Source organism: Enterococcus sp. DIV2371 (assembly GCF_050498525.1).
In the GTDB taxonomy this organism is placed as follows: domain Bacteria; phylum Bacillota; class Bacilli; order Lactobacillales; family Enterococcaceae; genus Enterococcus_B; species Enterococcus_B mangumiae.
In genome coordinates this window covers 2,901,711-2,918,608 of the sequence record NZ_JBIPAJ010000001.1, presented here as the reverse complement: position 1 = coordinate 2,918,608, position 16,898 = coordinate 2,901,711, and the positions used below count along the sequence as shown (strand labels likewise).

The following is a 16,898-nucleotide window of genomic DNA, read 5'->3' as shown; positions in this document are numbered from 1 at the left end:
ATGCCGTTGATCGATTATTTAGGAAGAGACGCTCGTTCCTCCGAGCCAAGTGGTAATTGTTTATCGCAAAGAGTTACCAATGACCAAGTGATTGAGTACTATCAACTAACATTAAATGACCTTGAACCTGTGCCAGCTATTTATGTGTATCCGACAAAAAAGGAAGAACCTTTACCTGTTGTGATCTATCTGCATTCACATGGCGGTGATTTTTCGCTTGGAAAAAGTGAATTACTAAAAGGTGCGTCCTATTTTGTGGAACCTTCGTTTGCGCAGGCTTTGACAAGTATGGGGTATGGTGTGTGGACGATCGATGCTTGGGGATTTGAAGAACGCGGAGGCGTTGCTGAAAGTGAACTTTTTAAGCGGTTCTTATTAACAGGACGAACGCTTTGGGGGATGCGGCTCTTTGATGTGCTTAGTTTGATCGATTACTTGGAAACACGGGAAGATATTGACGCACAACGTATTGCAACGATCGGTTTATCAATGGGCGGATTATTGAGTTGGTGGACAAGTGCATTAGATGAGCGTGTGAAAGTATGTATTGACTTAGCCGGTCAAGTGGAAGTCGAATCTTTATTGAAACACCAGATGTTAGACTGCCACGGGTACTATTATTATGTTCCTGATTTATTGACGGAATATACGACTTTAGCGATCCAGCAGAAAATAGCACCTCGTAAACGATTAACTATAGTAGGAAAAAACGATCGCATGTGTTTAGCAGAAGGTGTCACTCACTTGAATAAACACTTGGCGCTGTATTATCAAAAACTTGGAGTACCGACGAATTTTCAAGGATACGCTTTGAATGGCGGTCATTTTGAAACACTTGAGATGCGGAGCAAATGGCAAGCATTTTTAAAGGAGCAGCTATAGATGAAAACGGAAATCGTGATCGATCCAGTCCCAGGAAAAGCAGATTACCAGAGCATCCAAGCGGGGATCGATTATTTGGGCTCGTTGCCGAACAGCACAAAAAAGACCCTGATCATTCGAGAAGGTCTCTATCGTGAATATATCGAATGCCGATTGTCTAATTTTCAAATGCTTGGGCAAGGAGAAGTACAAATCATTGGTTATCGGTCTGCAAAACAAAAACTTTCATCTGGTGAAGAAAGAGAAACATTTCGGACAGCAACAGTATTTCTTGAAGGAGAAAATGTTCATATCGAAAATCTACAGATCATCAATCAAGCCGGCGCAGGAGATCAGGTGGGGCAAGCAGTCGCACTGTTCAATTACGCGCATCACGTCCGGTTGGTGAATTGTCGCTTATCTGGGCAACAAGACACGCTATGTACGGGGCCGTTGCCTCCGACACAAAAAGATGGTCGCCTCTTTCTTACACCAGTAACGAAGGAACGCAAGTATTGCCGACAATATTATGAAAGATGTTGGATCGAAGGAACGATTGATTTTATTTTTGGTGGAGCAGATGCGGTATTTGACCATTGTATTATCAATAGTTTGCCTTGTTCTTCTAATGGCTATATCACAGCCGCTTCAACGACAAAGGAACAAGAACAAGGGTTTTATTTTTATGCCTGTGCCATTGTCGCAGATGTTGACGTATCTGCTGTCTATTTAGGACGTCCATGGCGTTCTTATGCACAGGTTACATTTGAAAAGTGTGAGATAGGCGCACACGTCCATCAACATGGCTGGCATGATTGGGATGAAGAGAAAAATAGACATACCGCTCGTTTTTATGAAAGAAATAATAGGTATCAAGGCTGGGTCTGCCGAGACGCATGGCTGACTATCGAAAAGGGAGAGAATAGATGACAAAAAAATGGGAAATTAGTTTTGGCTTGATCGGTGGTTCTACCGCTTTGTTGTTTTTTGGTGGAATCGCTGTGACGATCAATCAAATGTCACTTTCGAATTTTCGGGAAACATATCATGCTCTTGCTCTAGAAACCTTTGGTAGTGCAGAGGAAACGTTTGAGCTATTACGTAAGATGACAGGTTTGTTTAGTGTAAGTCTCTTCCTCTCGTTGGTTGGATTATGTCTGGCTCTTTATATTTCGTTAAAGGGAAAAGCAAGTCTCGTGGCGGCAAGTATTTATTTAGTGTCAGGAATCCTTCTATTGATTGGTACGCAATTAATTGCTTTCCCATTTGTCTTTTTCTATCTATTAGCAGCAGGTTCAAGTATGTATCGTCAAAAAAAAGAGCAGAGGTGGGAAGCTGATGTTTCAAAGTAAAGTAGTCAATCCAATCATTCGAGGATTCAATCCTGATCCGAATATTTTGAAAGTAGGTGAACATTATTATGTGATCGTTTCTTCTTTTGAATGGTTACCAGGTATTCGTGTCTATGAGTCGACGGATCTAATCAATTGGGAACATAAAACAGATATTTTAACGGATCAAGTATCCTTAAAAGGGAATCCAATCAACGGAAGTATTTGGGCGCCGCAAATCAGTTACTCAGATGGACGATTTTATCTTGTTTATACAGATGTTAAAAGCGTAGCACGTCCCTTTAAAGATGCGCACAATTATATGATGAGCGCAACGAACATCGAGGGGCCTTGGGAAAATCCAATTTATTTAAATAGTAGCGGCTTTGATCCATCGCTTTTTCATGATCCACGCACAGGTAAAAAATGGCTATTGAATGAAAGATGGGACTTTCGACTAGCTACACCAAATAAATCGGCAGGGATCATCATCCAAGAATATGATCCAAAGCAAAAACAAATGATTGGACCAGTTCATATGATTTTTCCAGGTACGGAACTCGCAAAAACGGAAGCTCCGCATCTTTACTATATCAACGACTACTATTACTTATTGACTGCTGAGGGAGGAACTGGAAGTGGTCATGCTGTAACTGTTTGTCGCAGTCGTGATTTATTAGGCCCATATGAGGTCGATCCCCAAAATCCTATGTTGACAGCTAGGGGCTATCCAACATCAACCTTACAATGTGCGGGACATGCAAGTTTAGTCCAGACAGAGTTCAACAGCTGGTATATGGTCCATCTTTGCACTCGACCAATCGAAGGATCTGCTATTTTAGGTAGAGAAACAGCGATCCAAGAAGTGTATTGGACTGAAGACGGATGGTTACGGATAAAAGAGGGTGGGAATCAACCAAAAGAAATAGTAGTTATTCCAACAAAAGAAAAAGTGATCCAAAAAATCATTCCGCGATTTTTCGACGATTTTAAAGGGGCGATGAATAAAAGATGGAATGCTCGACGTTGCATGCCAGATAGAACTTGGTGCGATTTGACTAGCCGAGATGGCTATCTAAGGATGATTGCAGGTGAATCACCACAGTCGACGTTTGATCAACATTTATTAGCGATCCGACAAACCGCTTTTTCATTTGTTGCCCAAACACAGTTAGAATATCAGCCTAGTCACTTCAACCAGATGGCAGGATTACTTCTTTTTCTAAATGAAGAAAATTATTATTACTGTTGTGTGACGTGGGATGAAGAGGTAGGTAAATGTCTTCGTGTACTCAGTGCAGTGGAAGGTCATGTCACGATTAGCGCTGACACTTATCCGCTAACAGAAAAAGAAACAATACTTAAAGTAGTTGTTGAAGGAACGAGTGGACAATTTTATGTGAAAGGTTCGCAATCATGGGAAAAGGTTGGTGCAAGGATCGATGTGCAGACCCTATCAGGTGGCTTTACGGGAAACTTTGTTGGCATAGGTGTTCATGATCTGGCACTAAAGGGCGGAAGCTATGCTGATTTTGCTTATTTCGATTATCAGGAAAACGAAATAAAAGAAAGGTGAGTAATAAAAAAAGATTAGGTGAAGTGAAAGTGAAATTTTACCTTGACCAATCTTTTTTTTAATGATAGTATAGTCAACGTTGCTAAAACATGAAAACAATCATGAAATTTGTTTAAAAGTTTTATTGACAATCATATTTTAGTATGATAATATAACGAAGTTGGTTAATTGGTGACTATTTATAGATGTTGATTTCGTAAAGAAAAAAACAAAAAAAGTTGTTGACAAATAACAAACAACGAGTTATGATAAGTGAGTTGCTAAAACGACCTCGTGAAAAACGAGTTCGAAAAACTTTTAAAAATTAGTTGACAATCGTTCGAGAATTTGCTAAGATATAAAAGTTGCTACGGCAATCACAAATGATGAATTGAAGCAGTTGTGTTTCATTTATCAGGTAGACCTTTGAAAACTGAACAAAGTAAGACAAACCAAATGTGTAGGGCGTCTTGATTCAATTCAAGACAACAAACATTTTTAACAAGCAAGCAATATGCTAGCAAACAAATTGAGCTTAACAAATGAACTATTATGATGTTCGAAAGTAAATTTCGAACTACAGTTCCACATCAGCTATTGCTGTGAGGAACTAGCATATTATGAGAGTTTGATCCTGGCTCAGGACGAACGCTGGCGGCGTGCCTAATACATGCAAGTCGAACGCTTCTTTTTCCACCGGAGCTTGCTCCACCGGAAAAAGAGGAGTGGCGAACGGGTGAGTAACACGTGGGTAACCTGCCCATCAGAAGGGGATAACACTTGGAAACAGGTGCTAATACCGTATAACAATCGAAACCGCATGGTTTCGGTTTGAAAGGCGCTTTACGGTGCCGCTGATGGATGGACCCGCGGTGCATTAGCTAGTTGGTGAGGTAACGGCTCACCAAGGCCACGATGCATAGCCGACCTGAGAGGGTGATCGGCCACATTGGGACTGAGACACGGCCCAAACTCCTACGGGAGGCAGCAGTAGGGAATCTTCGGCAATGGACGAAAGTCTGACCGAGCAACGCCGCGTGAGTGAAGAAGGTTTTCGGATCGTAAAACTCTGTTGTTAGAGAAGAACAAGGGTGAGAGTAACTGTTCACCCCTTGACGGTATCTAACCAGAAAGCCACGGCTAACTACGTGCCAGCAGCCGCGGTAATACGTAGGTGGCAAGCGTTGTCCGGATTTATTGGGCGTAAAGCGAGCGCAGGCGGTTTCTTAAGTCTGATGTGAAAGCCCCCGGCTCAACCGGGGAGGGTCATTGGAAACTGGGAGACTTGAGTGCAGAAGAGGAGAGTGGAATTCCATGTGTAGCGGTGAAATGCGTAGATATATGGAGGAACACCAGTGGCGAAGGCGGCTCTCTGGTCTGTAACTGACGCTGAGGCTCGAAAGCGTGGGGAGCAAACAGGATTAGATACCCTGGTAGTCCACGCCGTAAACGATGAGTGCTAAGTGTTGGAGGGTTTCCGCCCTTCAGTGCTGCAGCTAACGCATTAAGCACTCCGCCTGGGGAGTACGACCGCAAGGTTGAAACTCAAAGGAATTGACGGGGGCCCGCACAAGCGGTGGAGCATGTGGTTTAATTCGAAGCAACGCGAAGAACCTTACCAGGTCTTGACATCCTTTGACCACTCTAGAGATAGAGCTTCCCCTTCGGGGGCAAAGTGACAGGTGGTGCATGGTTGTCGTCAGCTCGTGTCGTGAGATGTTGGGTTAAGTCCCGCAACGAGCGCAACCCTTATTGTTAGTTGCCATCATTTAGTTGGGCACTCTAGCAAGACTGCCGGTGACAAACCGGAGGAAGGTGGGGATGACGTCAAATCATCATGCCCCTTATGACCTGGGCTACACACGTGCTACAATGGGAAGTACAACGAGTCGCGAAGTCGCGAGGCTAAGCTAATCTCTTAAAGCTTCTCTCAGTTCGGATTGTAGGCTGCAACTCGCCTACATGAAGCCGGAATCGCTAGTAATCGCGGATCAGCACGCCGCGGTGAATACGTTCCCGGGCCTTGTACACACCGCCCGTCACACCACGAGAGTTTGTAACACCCGAAGTCGGTGAGGTAACCTTTTGGAGCCAGCCGCCTAAGGTGGGATAGATGATTGGGGTGAAGTCGTAACAAGGTAGCCGTATCGGAAGGTGCGGCTGGATCACCTCCTTTCTAAGGAATATTACGGAGACTACACACGTTTGTCGATACTTTGTTCAGTTTTGAGAGGTCTACTCTCAAAATTTTTGTTCATTGAAAACTGGATATTGAAGTAAAAAATGTAAGTAATACAAACCGAGAACACCGCGTTGAATGAGTTTTTTAATAAGTTCAATTGCTTATTTTTCTTGATCGGACTTCTATCGCTAGAAGAAAGATCAAAACCCAACCGCAAGGTTGATAAGGTTAAGTGAATAAGGGCGCACGGTGGATGCCTTGGCACTAGGAGCCGATGAAGGACGGGACTAACACCGATATGCTTTGGGGAGCTGTACGTAAGCTATGATCCAGAGATTTCCGAATGGGGGAACCCAGCATCTTTTATAGGATGTTACGTATACGTGAATACATAGCGTATACGAGGTAGACGCAGAGAACTGAAACATCTAAGTACCTGCAGGAAGAGAAAGAAAATTCGATTCCCTGAGTAGCGGCGAGCGAAACGGGAAAAGCCCAAACCAATGAGCTTGCTCATTGGGGTTGTAGGACTCCGATCTGGTAGTTCTTTCAGATAGTCGAATGACTTGGAAAAGTCAGTCAAAGAGGGTGAAAGCCCCGTAGACGAAATTTGGAAGGCACCTAGGAGGATCCTGAGTACGGCGGAACACGAGGAATTCCGTCGGAATCCGGGAGGACCATCTCCCAAGGCTAAATACTCCCTAGTGACCGATAGTGAACCAGTACCGTGAGGGAAAGGTGAAAAGCACCCCGGAAGGGGAGTGAAATAGAACCTGAAACCGTGTGCCTACAACAAGTCAAAGCCCGTTAATGGGTGATGGCGTGCCTTTTGTAGAATGAACCGGCGAGTTACGATTGCATGCGAGGTTAAGTTGAAGAGACGGAGCCGCAGCGAAAGCGAGTCTGAATAGGGCGTTTGAGTATGTAGTCGTAGACCCGAAACCATGTGATCTACCCATGTCCAGGTTGAAGGTGCGGTAAAACGCACTGGAGGACCGAACCCACGTACGTTGAAAAGTGCGGGGATGAGGTGTGGGTAGCGGAGAAATTCCAAACGAACTTGGAGATAGCTGGTTCTCTCCGAAATAGCTTTAGGGCTAGCCTCGGATTTGAGAATGATGGAGGTAGAGCACTGTTTGGACTAGGGGCCCATCTCGGGTTACCGAATTCAGATAAACTCCGAATGCCATTCATTCATATCCGGGAGTCAGACTGTGAGTGATAAGATCCATAGTCGAAAGGGAAACAGCCCAGACCACCAGCTAAGGTCCCAAAATATATGTTAAGTGGAAAAGGATGTGGGGTTGCACAGACAACTAGGATGTTGGCTTAGAAGCAGCCACCATTTAAAGAGTGCGTAATAGCTCACTAGTCGAGTGACCCTGCGCCGAAAATGTACCGGGGCTAAACATATTACCGAAGCTGTGGAGTACACCTTTAGGTGTATTGGTAGGAGAGCGTTCTAAGGGCGTTGAAGGTAGATCGTGAGGACTGCTGGAGCGCTTAGAAGTGAGAATGCCGGTATGAGTAGCGAAAGACAGGTGAGAATCCTGTCCACCGAATGACTAAGGTTTCCTGGGGAAGGCTCGTCCGCCCAGGGTTAGTCGGGACCTAAGCCGAGGCCGACAGGCGTAGGCGATGGACAACAGGTTGATATTCCTGTACTCGTTGTTTTTGTTTGAGCAATGGAGGGACGCAGGAGGCTAAGGAATGCAGACGATCGGAAATGTCTGTCCAAGCAGTAAGTCTTGATAGGAGTCAAATGCTTCTAACTTTAAGGACAAGCTGTGATGGGGAGGGAAATAATAGTACCGAAGTTCCTGACGTCACACTGCCGAGAAAAGCTTCTAGTGAGAAAACAACGACCCGTACCGCAAACCGACACAGGTAGTCGAGGAGAGAATCCTAAGGTGAGCGAGAGAACTCTCGTTAAGGAACTCGGCAAAATGACCCCGTAACTTCGGGAGAAGGGGTGCTGATCGTCAGATCAGCCGCAGTGAATAGGCCCAAGCGACTGTTTATCAAAAACACAGGTCTCTGCAAAATCGTAAGATGAAGTATAGGGGCTGACGCCTGCCCGGTGCTGGAAGGTTAAGAGGAGTGCTTAGCGTAAGCGAAGGTACGAATTGAAGCCCCAGTAAACGGCGGCCGTAACTATAACGGTCCTAAGGTAGCGAAATTCCTTGTCGGGTAAGTTCCGACCCGCACGAAAGGCGTAACGATTTGGGCACTGTCTCAACGAGAGACTCGGTGAAATTTTAGTACCTGTGAAGATGCAGGTTACCCGCGACAGGACGGAAAGACCCCATGGAGCTTTACTGTAGTTTGATATTGAGTGTCTGTACCGCATGTACAGGATAGGTAGGAGCCGTAGAAATCGGAACGCTAGTTTCGATGGAGGCGCTGGTGGGATACTACCCCTGCGTTATGGCCACTCTAACCCGCACCACTAATCGTGGTGGGAGACAGTGTCAGATGGGCAGTTTGACTGGGGCGGTCGCCTCCTAAAGAGTAACGGAGGCGCCCAAAGGTTCCCTCAGAATGGTTGGAAATCATTCGAAGAGTGTAAAGGCAGAAGGGAGCTTGACTGCGAGACCTACAAGTCGAGCAGGGACGAAAGTCGGGCTTAGTGATCCGGTGGTTCCGCATGGAAGGGCCATCGCTCAACGGATAAAAGCTACCCTGGGGATAACAGGCTTATCTCCCCCAAGAGTCCACATCGACGGGGAGGTTTGGCACCTCGATGTCGGCTCGTCGCATCCTGGGGCTGTAGTCGGTCCCAAGGGTTGGGCTGTTCGCCCATTAAAGCGGCACGCGAGCTGGGTTCAGAACGTCGTGAGACAGTTCGGTCCCTATCCGTCGCGGGCGTTGGAAATTTGAGAGGAGCTGTCCTTAGTACGAGAGGACCGGGATGGACTTACCGCTGGTGTACCAGTTGTTCTGCCAAGGGCATTGCTGGGTAGCTATGTAGGGAAGGGATAAACGCTGAAAGCATCTAAGTGTGAAGCCCACCTCAAGATGAGATTTCCCATTTCTTTAAGAAAGTAAGATCCCTGAGAGATGATCAGGTAGATAGGTCAGAAGTGGAAGTACAGTGATGTATGGAGCGGACTGATACTAATCGATCGAGGACTTAACCAAAATAAAATGAAAAACTCGGAGAGTTTCTTACTGATACTTCAAATCCAGTTTTGAGTGAACAAGATTTACTCAGAAATAGATAACACCAAGTGTGGTGGCGATGGCGAGAAGGATACACCTGTAACCATGCCGAACACAGAAGTTAAGCTTCTTAGCGCCGATTGTAGTGAGGGGTTGCCCCTTGTGAGAGTAGGACGCCGCCGCGCAAATGAAAAACAGTTGAACGAAAGTTCAGCTGTTTTTTTTGTACGTATGCGAACAAATTTTCGGTTTTTTGCTGAAAAAAAGTAATGGAAATGTTATGATAAACCGTGGATAAACAAAAAATGCCAACAGATGTCGATCTGTTTTAGTAAAGTAATATAGTCAAATCTGTATTTTATTAATTTATACATTGGGAGGAAGTAACAGAATGGTCAAATTTATTCATGCGGCAGATTTGCACATGGATCGTTCGTTTGAAGGATTAGTTGGAATCGATGAAAAAGTTCAAAAAAAATTACTACGGGCCAATTTGACCGTACTTGAAAACATTGTGGAACAAGCAATCCAACATCAAGTTGATTTTGTATTACTTGTAGGAGATAGCTTTCATCAACATCGTCCTTCATTAAAGATCCAAAAGCATTTTTCAGAACAAATCAAGCGCTTAGCAGAACAGAATATTCCGGTTTTTTTAACATTCGGGAATCATGATTTTTACCAAAAAGAGCGGTATTGGTTTGAATTTCCTGAAAATCTTTCTTTATTTACCTCAGAAAGTGTCGAGACACAACAAATGACGACAAATGCTGGTGAAACTGTGGCACTTAGCGGCTTCAGTTATACAAAACAGTGGATCACTGAGGAAAAAGTCCAAGAATTTCCAGCACGTTTTTCTGTTGATTACCATATTGGACTCTATCATGGTGAAATTGGAACTATTCAAGGAAATTACGCACCATTTCAACCTACACAAATGGAAGCAAAAGGCTATGATTATTGGGCGCTAGGGCATATCCACGTGCCCACTAAATTGAATGAAAAAGGAACGATTCTATATCCTGGTGCTCCACAGGGACATACTAAAAAAGAAGAATCGTCTACTTCAGTCGTTCTAGTTGAACTTCATGGAGCGACTTGTCAAACGACTCCTTTAAAGGTTGCGGAAGTTTATTGGGAACGCAAGCAACTTTCTCTCAAAGAAGTGAGAGAAACGACGGATGTATTGAAGAAAATCCAACAAGAATTGATTGAACCAAGTACTATGACGCTTGTTGAAATTGAATTTATTGATTTTGAACATTTAAGCCAAGAGATATTGGAACGTATTCACTCTGGAGAATTATTAGATTATTTGAAAGAAGAAATGAAACGAAAATTTTTGAATTTGGTTATTTGGCGTATATCTACTTTAGAAAGAGAAAATGATGCAAAAATTTCTTTATCCGCATCGTCGCTGATGTTTGACCAATTATTTGAAAATTACCAAGCGAGAGAAGACTTTCAGCATATACTCCAAGAAGCCTATACAAATCAAGAGGCAGTGAAAGTGTTGAATCTACTACCGGATTTTCAAGAATCTACGTTACAAAAGGCTCAAGAAATCATTCGCCAAGACTTTTTGTTCGAGGGGGATACTGAATGAACATATTAAAGATCGAAATAGCAGCTTTTGGAAAATGGCGACAACAAACTTTTGATTTTAGCTCTGGCAATCAGTTGATTTATGGAGAGAATGAAGCGGGAAAATCGACGATCTACCAATTTATCCAAGCAATTCTTTTTGGCTTTCCTTCTAAAGGAAAGAAAAAGAAAGACTATACGCCTAGAGATGGCTCTGCATATGGTGGGAAAATATGGTTGGAACATCCTATCCATGGAGAAATCTATGTTGAAAGGTATAAGCAACAGAATCGAGGGAAAGCGAAGGTCACGTTCAATGGTCAAAGTGGGAGCGATGAACTCTTGGAAAAACTACTATCACCTTTGACAAAGGAGTTGTTCCAACAGGTTTTTACGTTTCAACAAGAGCAACTGAGTGAACTCGCCCACTTAACAGAAAAAGAATTGCATGATGCACTGATCTCATTAGGAATCACTGGAAGTTCACATGTCTTTCAAAAAAGACAAGAATATTATCAATCAGCAGATAAGCTGTTTAAGCGAAAAGGGCAAAAATTAGTGATCAACCAGCGTCTGAATGAATGGAAATACCTCCAAGAAAAGATTCGACAGAAGCAAGAGCAAGAGGCGATCTATAGTGAATGGATCATGGAAGAGCAACGACTGGCAGAACAGCAACAGCTCTTGTTACGTGATATCGAACAAGTTGATCAAAAACTTACCTTATATCATCAACAAGAATTGAATTTTTCTTTATATGAAGAATGGCAATCACTGAAAAATAGTATGCTGGCAGAAGTACCAGATGAATCATTGATACAAGACTTAGAAGTATTTACCAAGCGTTATCAACAAATGAATGAACGTCTGGAGGAACTCGAGGCTTCCTTAGAACGACATAGTGGAATGGATCAGCAATCTGCACGCTATTATTTCTACTTAGAGCAAGAACAAGAACTAAAAGCACTCCAACAAAAGCAATTTTCCACTGAGCAATTAATGAGTGAATGGCAAAGACTGCAAGTAGAAACGAGAGAAACCGAGTCTGAATTGAAAGTCTTAGAACAGCGTTGGCGTTGGGATCGATTGCAACGACCACAAGAATTTCTTGAAGATGAAGAGTGGCGATCTTTGTATACAATGTCGCAACAATTAAACGATCAATACAATCAGTTAGCGATTCGTTTTGATATTGTGAAGGAACAGCAGCAAACGCTAGAAGCAGAGATCAATGACTTAGAAGTTGCCCACCCGCTGTTGATTCAAGCAAGACCAATTCAAGAAAAACCAGAAAAGCAGTCCTTTTTGAAATTTTATCTTGGTGCTGTAGTGCTAGCTGTAGTGGGCTTATTCTTACCTATGCCATGGAAAATCTTAGGGCCGTTGCTTGCTTTAGGAGTGGTTGGCTATCCATTGACTCGTAAAAACGCGAAGACAACGACTGATCAAGGATTGCCAGAAATCAAAGGGAAATGGCAAGAGAAGTTAGGACAGCTGGATATCGTATTGGCACAATTAGAAGAAATCAATCAAACGATCAATGAGAACAAACGTAAGCGACAAAACTTGGCACAAGCAGTTGCTGATTTTGCGTATACTCATTCATTAGGGTCGATGAATACGGTTGAAACGATGAAAAATGAGGGCCAAGAAGTAACAGATTACCAAAAACTTTTTGCTGTTTTTCAAAAGAAACAAGAACGGGAACGAGAAATCCAAGAACAGCTCTTACAGATAGAAGGGGCATTTGACCTAGCAAAAGAGTGGTTACCACTCCAACATCAATCACTTTCTGAAAAAATGGATCTGTTAGCAACGTTTATCCAAGAAATGGAACAAATGAAGTATGCTAGAAGCTATCAACAAAATACTTTATTGAAACAAGAAATCAACGCCCTGAAAAAGAAACAAAAAATGTGGTTGGAAGAACACAAGGAGCAGTTTATTGCGGCGAACCTTTCTTATCCGTCAGAAGTACCGATCTTTTTACAAAAATCGGAAAAAACGAAACAACAACAAGCTCGTTTTGAAGAACTGAATCAGATCCTTTCACCAATATTTAAACACACGATAACTTACGGACAGTTACAAACTCAGCTTGCTCGTGAATCCGAACGTTTACAAGAACTAAAACGAGAAGAAAGTACGAAGAGTGAACAACGCCAACGATTGCAGCTGCAAATCGAGGGTCTACAACAAGATGGAACATTAGATGAGTTGTACCAGCAAGAGAGTTTACAAAAAGCGCAACTACAAGCCTTGTTTGAGGAGTGGGGAGGCTTGGTGATTGCGGGGACATTTTTAGGTGATCTTTCAACGGAATTAAGTGAGAGACAGCTACCTCAGTTACTTAAATTAGCTGGTGATTATCTCAGTGTCCTTACTGACAGACAATACCAAGAAATAAGCTTGAAAAATGATACATTGACGCTAATGAATGGTACGGATGAGTTTCCGATCTATGAACTCTCAACAGGAACAAAGGACCAGATGATCATGGCGATGCGGTTTGCTTATCTTGCTTTGGAAGCCAAACGAGCGATTTGTCCAGTGATCATTGATGATGGTTGGCTACACTACGATCATAAGAGAAAATATCGTTTAGCTAAATTATTAGCTGAATTTAGTAAAACCTATCAAGTAATCTGCTTGTCTTCTGACCAAGAAATGGTAAGCTATTATCATGAGCTAGAACAATCTGTGAGAAAGTTAGAAGGTGCAAATAGTGAAAAAAATACGTGAATTAATCGTTGATGAACAATTCGAGCAATTTGTTTTGATCAAAAATGCAGATGTCAGAATCGCTAAAAATGGCAAGAAATTTATCGCTTTTACGTTTCAAGATACATCAGGAACGATCGATGGTAAATATTGGGATGCGTCAGAAGATGAAATCAAAAAATTTACGCCGGGAACAGTCGTCTTTTTAAATGGTAAACGAGAGGTCTATCAAGGGAATCCTCAAGTAAAGATCTTGCACATGCGTTTAACGAGAGTCGATGAACCAAGTGATCCAAGTTTGTACATGGAACGAGCGCCATTGAAAAAAGAAGAAATGGAAGAAGAAATCAATCAATTGTTATTTGAAATCACAAATGCACATTGGAATCGTATCGTGCGTTACTTATTAAACAAATATCAAAAACAATTTTTTGAATATCCCGCAGCGAAACGAAACCATCACGCATTTGCTAGTGGCTTAGCATTCCATACCGTATCAATGTTACATTTAGGGAAAGCAATCGCAGATGAATATCCTGAGTTGAATCGACCGTTACTTTATGCAGGGATCATCCTACACGATTTAGGGAAAGTGATTGAATTATCTGGTTCAATGGCAACAGAATACACGTTAGCCGGTAATTTAGTAGGACATTTAGTTTTAGTGGATGAAGAAATCACGAAGGCTTGTTTAGCACTGAAAATCAGCGAAGATGAAGAGGATGTACTGATTTTGCGTCATATGGTGCTATCACATCATGGGTTACTTGAATATGGTTCACCCGTTCGTCCTAGGATCATGGAAGCTGAAGTTTTACATCAAATCGACACGATCGATGCTTCGATGCAAATGATGACTACTGCGATTCGTCAAACAGAGCCAGGAAAGTATACGGATCGGATATTTGGCTTAGATAATCGTAGTTTTTATGTACCGAAATAGAAATACAAAGACGGATTCAATGAGTGACGATTGCAAAAAGTTTCTAAAAAAACAATTAGTTGTTTATTTCAATAGTTTAGAGATGTTGGCGTACTATGCCAACATCTTTTTTTTGATCTCTATCAAAGAGAGTAATCCAGTTTAGAATAAATTCGTTCGATAAGATGGATGAACATTCAATCTATAGAGAGAGAAAATGATGAAACAATATAGTAGTTTCGTTATGCGAAAAAAAATACAAATAAAAAAGCTGTATATTAAGTCAATCGGAAATAGAAAAGAGTTATCTATAAAGTTAGAAAATGATTTGAATTATTAAGGTTAAGTTCACTATTTAAAGAATGATATGACTTTGGATTTGAATTATTTTTATTCTTAATGATGAATAAAAATAAATCGAATCCAAAAAAAATTCAGTTGTTGAGAAAAAATATAAATTTAAAAGTGAGAATATATCTGGAAGTATAAGCTATAAAACTGTTAATATTCAACATATGGCTTGATTTAGGCAAATTATTAAATAACAAAAATTATTAAACAGTGTATTAACCTCTGATTTAGTAATGAATATACCCCTTTAATCTCTTTTTTTGAATTATATCAAAATAAAAAAAAATTAAAATCTGAAAAATTTTATTATAATTTAACTCGATAACGATTAATCAAAGTAAAAGAAGGGAGAGTCAGATGAAAAAAAGTTTATCCGTTATCGTAGTATTGTTTCTATTTGTAGTGACTGCTGTAAGAACGGATGCAGTAGAAAATAAAAGTGAGTCGATTGGGGAGACAAGTTTTTATGGAAGCTATGAGTATGAAAAGGAAGATCAACCTACCGCAAGCGGCATTGGGTTATACCATTCAAAGTATTTGAATGATGGACGAGTAGCTGGCATGGTCGTTTTACCGAGGACAGGGGACTATCTTCCCCCGATATACGAGCAAATCGGTTTTATTCTGCTTAGTGGGCTGTCAATTTTGATTATTAACGAAAAAAAGAAAAAGGGGTATAAATAAAATGAAAAAACAAATTTCTATGTTATCAACTATTGTTTTATTAGGAATCGTCGCTGGGAGCCTTCAGGTTTCTGCGAATGATGTTTTTCCGAAAGAATACAACACAGAGGGAACAATCACATTTGAAGCAGGCGACAACGAAGTCACACCGCCAGTTGATCCAGAAAATCCGGATCCAGAAAAACCAGTAGATCCAGTAGATCCTCCAGGACCAGGAACAGGTGGCGCCTTGTCGATCGATTATGGTTCAAAATTCAAATTTGGAACGCAAAAGATTTCTTCAGCTACGCAAACTTACTATGCAGCTCCAGATGAGATGCAAGATGGTTCTAAGAAACCGACGTATGTCCAAGTAACAGATAAGCGTGGTACCTTAGCAGGTTGGAAACTAAGTATTGCTCAACCAGAACAGTTTAAAACAAGTGCAGGTGTTGAGCTTGTGGGTGCAGAGTTGAGCTTTACTAAGGGACAAGCAGCATCTATTGTAGATTCTCAGTATACGCCAACAACCGTCAATAATAAATTGACCTTGACTCCAGGTCTGAGCGGGACGTTGGCAATCAATGCAGCTGCAGGAACAGGTGTTGGAACTTGGGTTTATCGATTTGGTGCAGATGAAGCAGACAATAAGGACGCTGTTCAATTAACAATCCCAGGGAAATCAGTTAAATTGGCGCAACAATATACAACTAAATTGGTTTGGTCATTAGAAAATACACCAAATTGATTTTTTTTAAGGGACAAACCATTATGAGAAGAGTTTTATTGTATGTCTCAATTTTAACTTTACTAGGAAGTTCAGTTTTATCGATCGAAGGATTTGCCGAAGAGAAGACACAGTACGAATCAAACAGTTTAGTCGAGTTTATTCCAAACTTAGAGCCGACATATCCTGTAAATCCAGAGAATCCAGATCCAGAAAAACCAGTAAGGCCAGTTGATCCAACTAAACCAGATGGGCCAGATCCAGGAACGAGTGGTCCTTTATCAATTGATTATGCTTCAAGTTTGAAGTTTGGCAATAATCGTATCTCAAACAAAGATCAAGTGTATTTTGCTAGAGCACAAGCGTATCAAGATAACCAAGGAAATACAGCGAACTTTGTCCAAATTTCAGATAATCGTGGAACGAATAGCGGTTGGACCTTAAAAGTGAAGCAAAGCGAACAGCTGACTGCAACAAGCAAAACATTGAACAATGTTTTGGCGGGGGCTCAAATCATGTTAGCAAACCCAACTGTGAACAGTAATGCAGTGAGTATGCTCAAGCCTGAAGCGATGGAGAAAGTCATTTTAGTACCAGGTGAAGAGTCCGTGCTTGTCGCAGCAAAAACAGGTTCCGGAGCAGGGACGTGGTCGACTTATTGGGGGGAAGTTGTCGAAATAAAAGAGCGAGACGAACACGGGCAAATCCAAACGGTCAGTGTCACAAAGGATATCCAATTGGCCGTACCTGGATATACTCCGAAAGATGCAGTGACGTACCAAACGAGTCTCATTTGGACATTAACAGATGTTCCGGAAATTTAAAAAGTAGGGGGGAAA

At 41.9% G+C, this 16,898-nt stretch carries 10 protein-coding genes and 3 rRNA genes; all 13 read left to right on the top strand.

The features are described 5' to 3' along the window. The 13 genes from IGL24_RS13730 to IGL24_RS13670 all read left to right on the top strand — a co-directional run bounded on the left by IGL24_RS13730 (position 1) and on the right by IGL24_RS13670 (position 16,883). On the top strand, positions 1–882 hold the full coding sequence (locus IGL24_RS13730) for an alpha/beta hydrolase family protein (protein ID WP_207115015.1): 882 nt from the start codon (positions 1–3) through the stop codon (positions 880–882). Further along, complete coding sequence (locus IGL24_RS13725) at positions 883–1,791, top strand: pectinesterase family protein (RefSeq protein WP_206853804.1); 909 nt, start codon at positions 883–885, stop codon at positions 1,789–1,791. Next, entirely contained in the window at positions 1,788–2,213 is a 426-nt protein-coding gene (locus tag IGL24_RS13720) for a DUF4064 domain-containing protein (RefSeq protein ID WP_206853802.1), read from the top strand. The genes IGL24_RS13725 and IGL24_RS13720 overlap by 4 nt, the downstream gene beginning before the upstream one ends. Beyond that, positions 2,200–3,768, top strand: a complete 1,569-nt coding sequence (locus IGL24_RS13715) for a glycoside hydrolase family 43 protein (RefSeq protein WP_207115014.1) — start codon at positions 2,200–2,202, stop codon at positions 3,766–3,768. Before IGL24_RS13720 ends, IGL24_RS13715 begins: the two co-directional genes overlap by 14 nt. 595 nt (positions 3,769–4,363) lie before the next feature. Further along, positions 4,364–5,923, top strand: a 16S ribosomal RNA gene (locus tag IGL24_RS13710). 232 nt (positions 5,924–6,155) lie between these two features. Further along, positions 6,156–9,070, top strand: a 23S ribosomal RNA gene (locus IGL24_RS13705). Between the two features lie 90 nt (positions 9,071–9,160). Further along, positions 9,161–9,276 (top strand): 5S ribosomal RNA (rrf, locus tag IGL24_RS13700). Together the 16S, 23S and 5S rRNA genes form the textbook arrangement of a ribosomal RNA operon. A gap of 206 nt (positions 9,277–9,482) precedes the next feature. Then, positions 9,483–10,697 (top strand): metallophosphoesterase, encoded by a 1,215-nt coding sequence (locus tag IGL24_RS13695; protein ID WP_207115849.1) that lies wholly within the window; start codon positions 9,483–9,485, stop codon positions 10,695–10,697. Beyond that, the gene (locus IGL24_RS13690; protein WP_207700124.1) at positions 10,694–13,417 is read left to right on the top strand and encodes an ATP-binding protein; all 2,724 of its coding nucleotides are present in this window, start codon (positions 10,694–10,696) and stop codon (positions 13,415–13,417) included. The genes IGL24_RS13695 and IGL24_RS13690 overlap by 4 nt, the downstream gene beginning before the upstream one ends. Further along, positions 13,401–14,339, top strand: a complete 939-nt coding sequence (locus IGL24_RS13685; RefSeq protein ID WP_207700125.1) for an HD domain-containing protein — start codon at positions 13,401–13,403, stop codon at positions 14,337–14,339. The genes IGL24_RS13690 and IGL24_RS13685 overlap by 17 nt, the downstream gene beginning before the upstream one ends. A gap of 687 nt (positions 14,340–15,026) precedes the next feature. Further along, the gene (locus IGL24_RS13680) at positions 15,027–15,353 is read left to right on the top strand and encodes a cell surface protein (RefSeq protein ID WP_207115846.1); all 327 of its coding nucleotides are present in this window, start codon (positions 15,027–15,029) and stop codon (positions 15,351–15,353) included. 1 nt (position 15,354) lies between these two features. Next, complete coding sequence (locus IGL24_RS13675) at positions 15,355–16,080, top strand: WxL domain-containing protein (protein ID WP_207115845.1); 726 nt, start codon at positions 15,355–15,357, stop codon at positions 16,078–16,080. A gap of 23 nt (positions 16,081–16,103) precedes the next feature. Further along, positions 16,104–16,883 (top strand): WxL domain-containing protein, encoded by a 780-nt coding sequence (locus IGL24_RS13670; RefSeq protein ID WP_207700126.1) that lies wholly within the window; start codon positions 16,104–16,106, stop codon positions 16,881–16,883. Positions 16,884–16,898 lie beyond the last annotated feature (15 nt).

What these genes read in the sequence shown, in the direction of transcription:
- IGL24_RS13730 (WP_207115015.1), top strand. Translation starts at nt 1, where the DNA reads ATGCCGTTGATCGATTATTTAGGAAGAGACGCTCGTTCCTCCGAGCCA.
- IGL24_RS13725 (WP_206853804.1), top strand. Translation starts at nt 883, where the DNA reads ATGAAAACGGAAATCGTGATCGATCCAGTCCCAGGAAAAGCAGATTAC.
- IGL24_RS13720 (WP_206853802.1), top strand. Translation starts at nt 1,788, where the DNA reads ATGACAAAAAAATGGGAAATTAGTTTTGGCTTGATCGGTGGTTCTACC.
- IGL24_RS13715 (WP_207115014.1), top strand. Translation starts at nt 2,200, where the DNA reads ATGTTTCAAAGTAAAGTAGTCAATCCAATCATTCGAGGATTCAATCCT.
- IGL24_RS13695 (WP_207115849.1), top strand. Translation starts at nt 9,483, where the DNA reads ATGGTCAAATTTATTCATGCGGCAGATTTGCACATGGATCGTTCGTTT.
- IGL24_RS13690 (WP_207700124.1), top strand. Translation starts at nt 10,694, where the DNA reads ATGAACATATTAAAGATCGAAATAGCAGCTTTTGGAAAATGGCGACAA.
- IGL24_RS13680 (WP_207115846.1), top strand. Translation starts at nt 15,027, where the DNA reads ATGAAAAAAAGTTTATCCGTTATCGTAGTATTGTTTCTATTTGTAGTG.
- IGL24_RS13675 (WP_207115845.1), top strand. Translation starts at nt 15,355, where the DNA reads ATGAAAAAACAAATTTCTATGTTATCAACTATTGTTTTATTAGGAATC.
- IGL24_RS13670 (WP_207700126.1), top strand. Translation starts at nt 16,104, where the DNA reads ATGAGAAGAGTTTTATTGTATGTCTCAATTTTAACTTTACTAGGAAGT.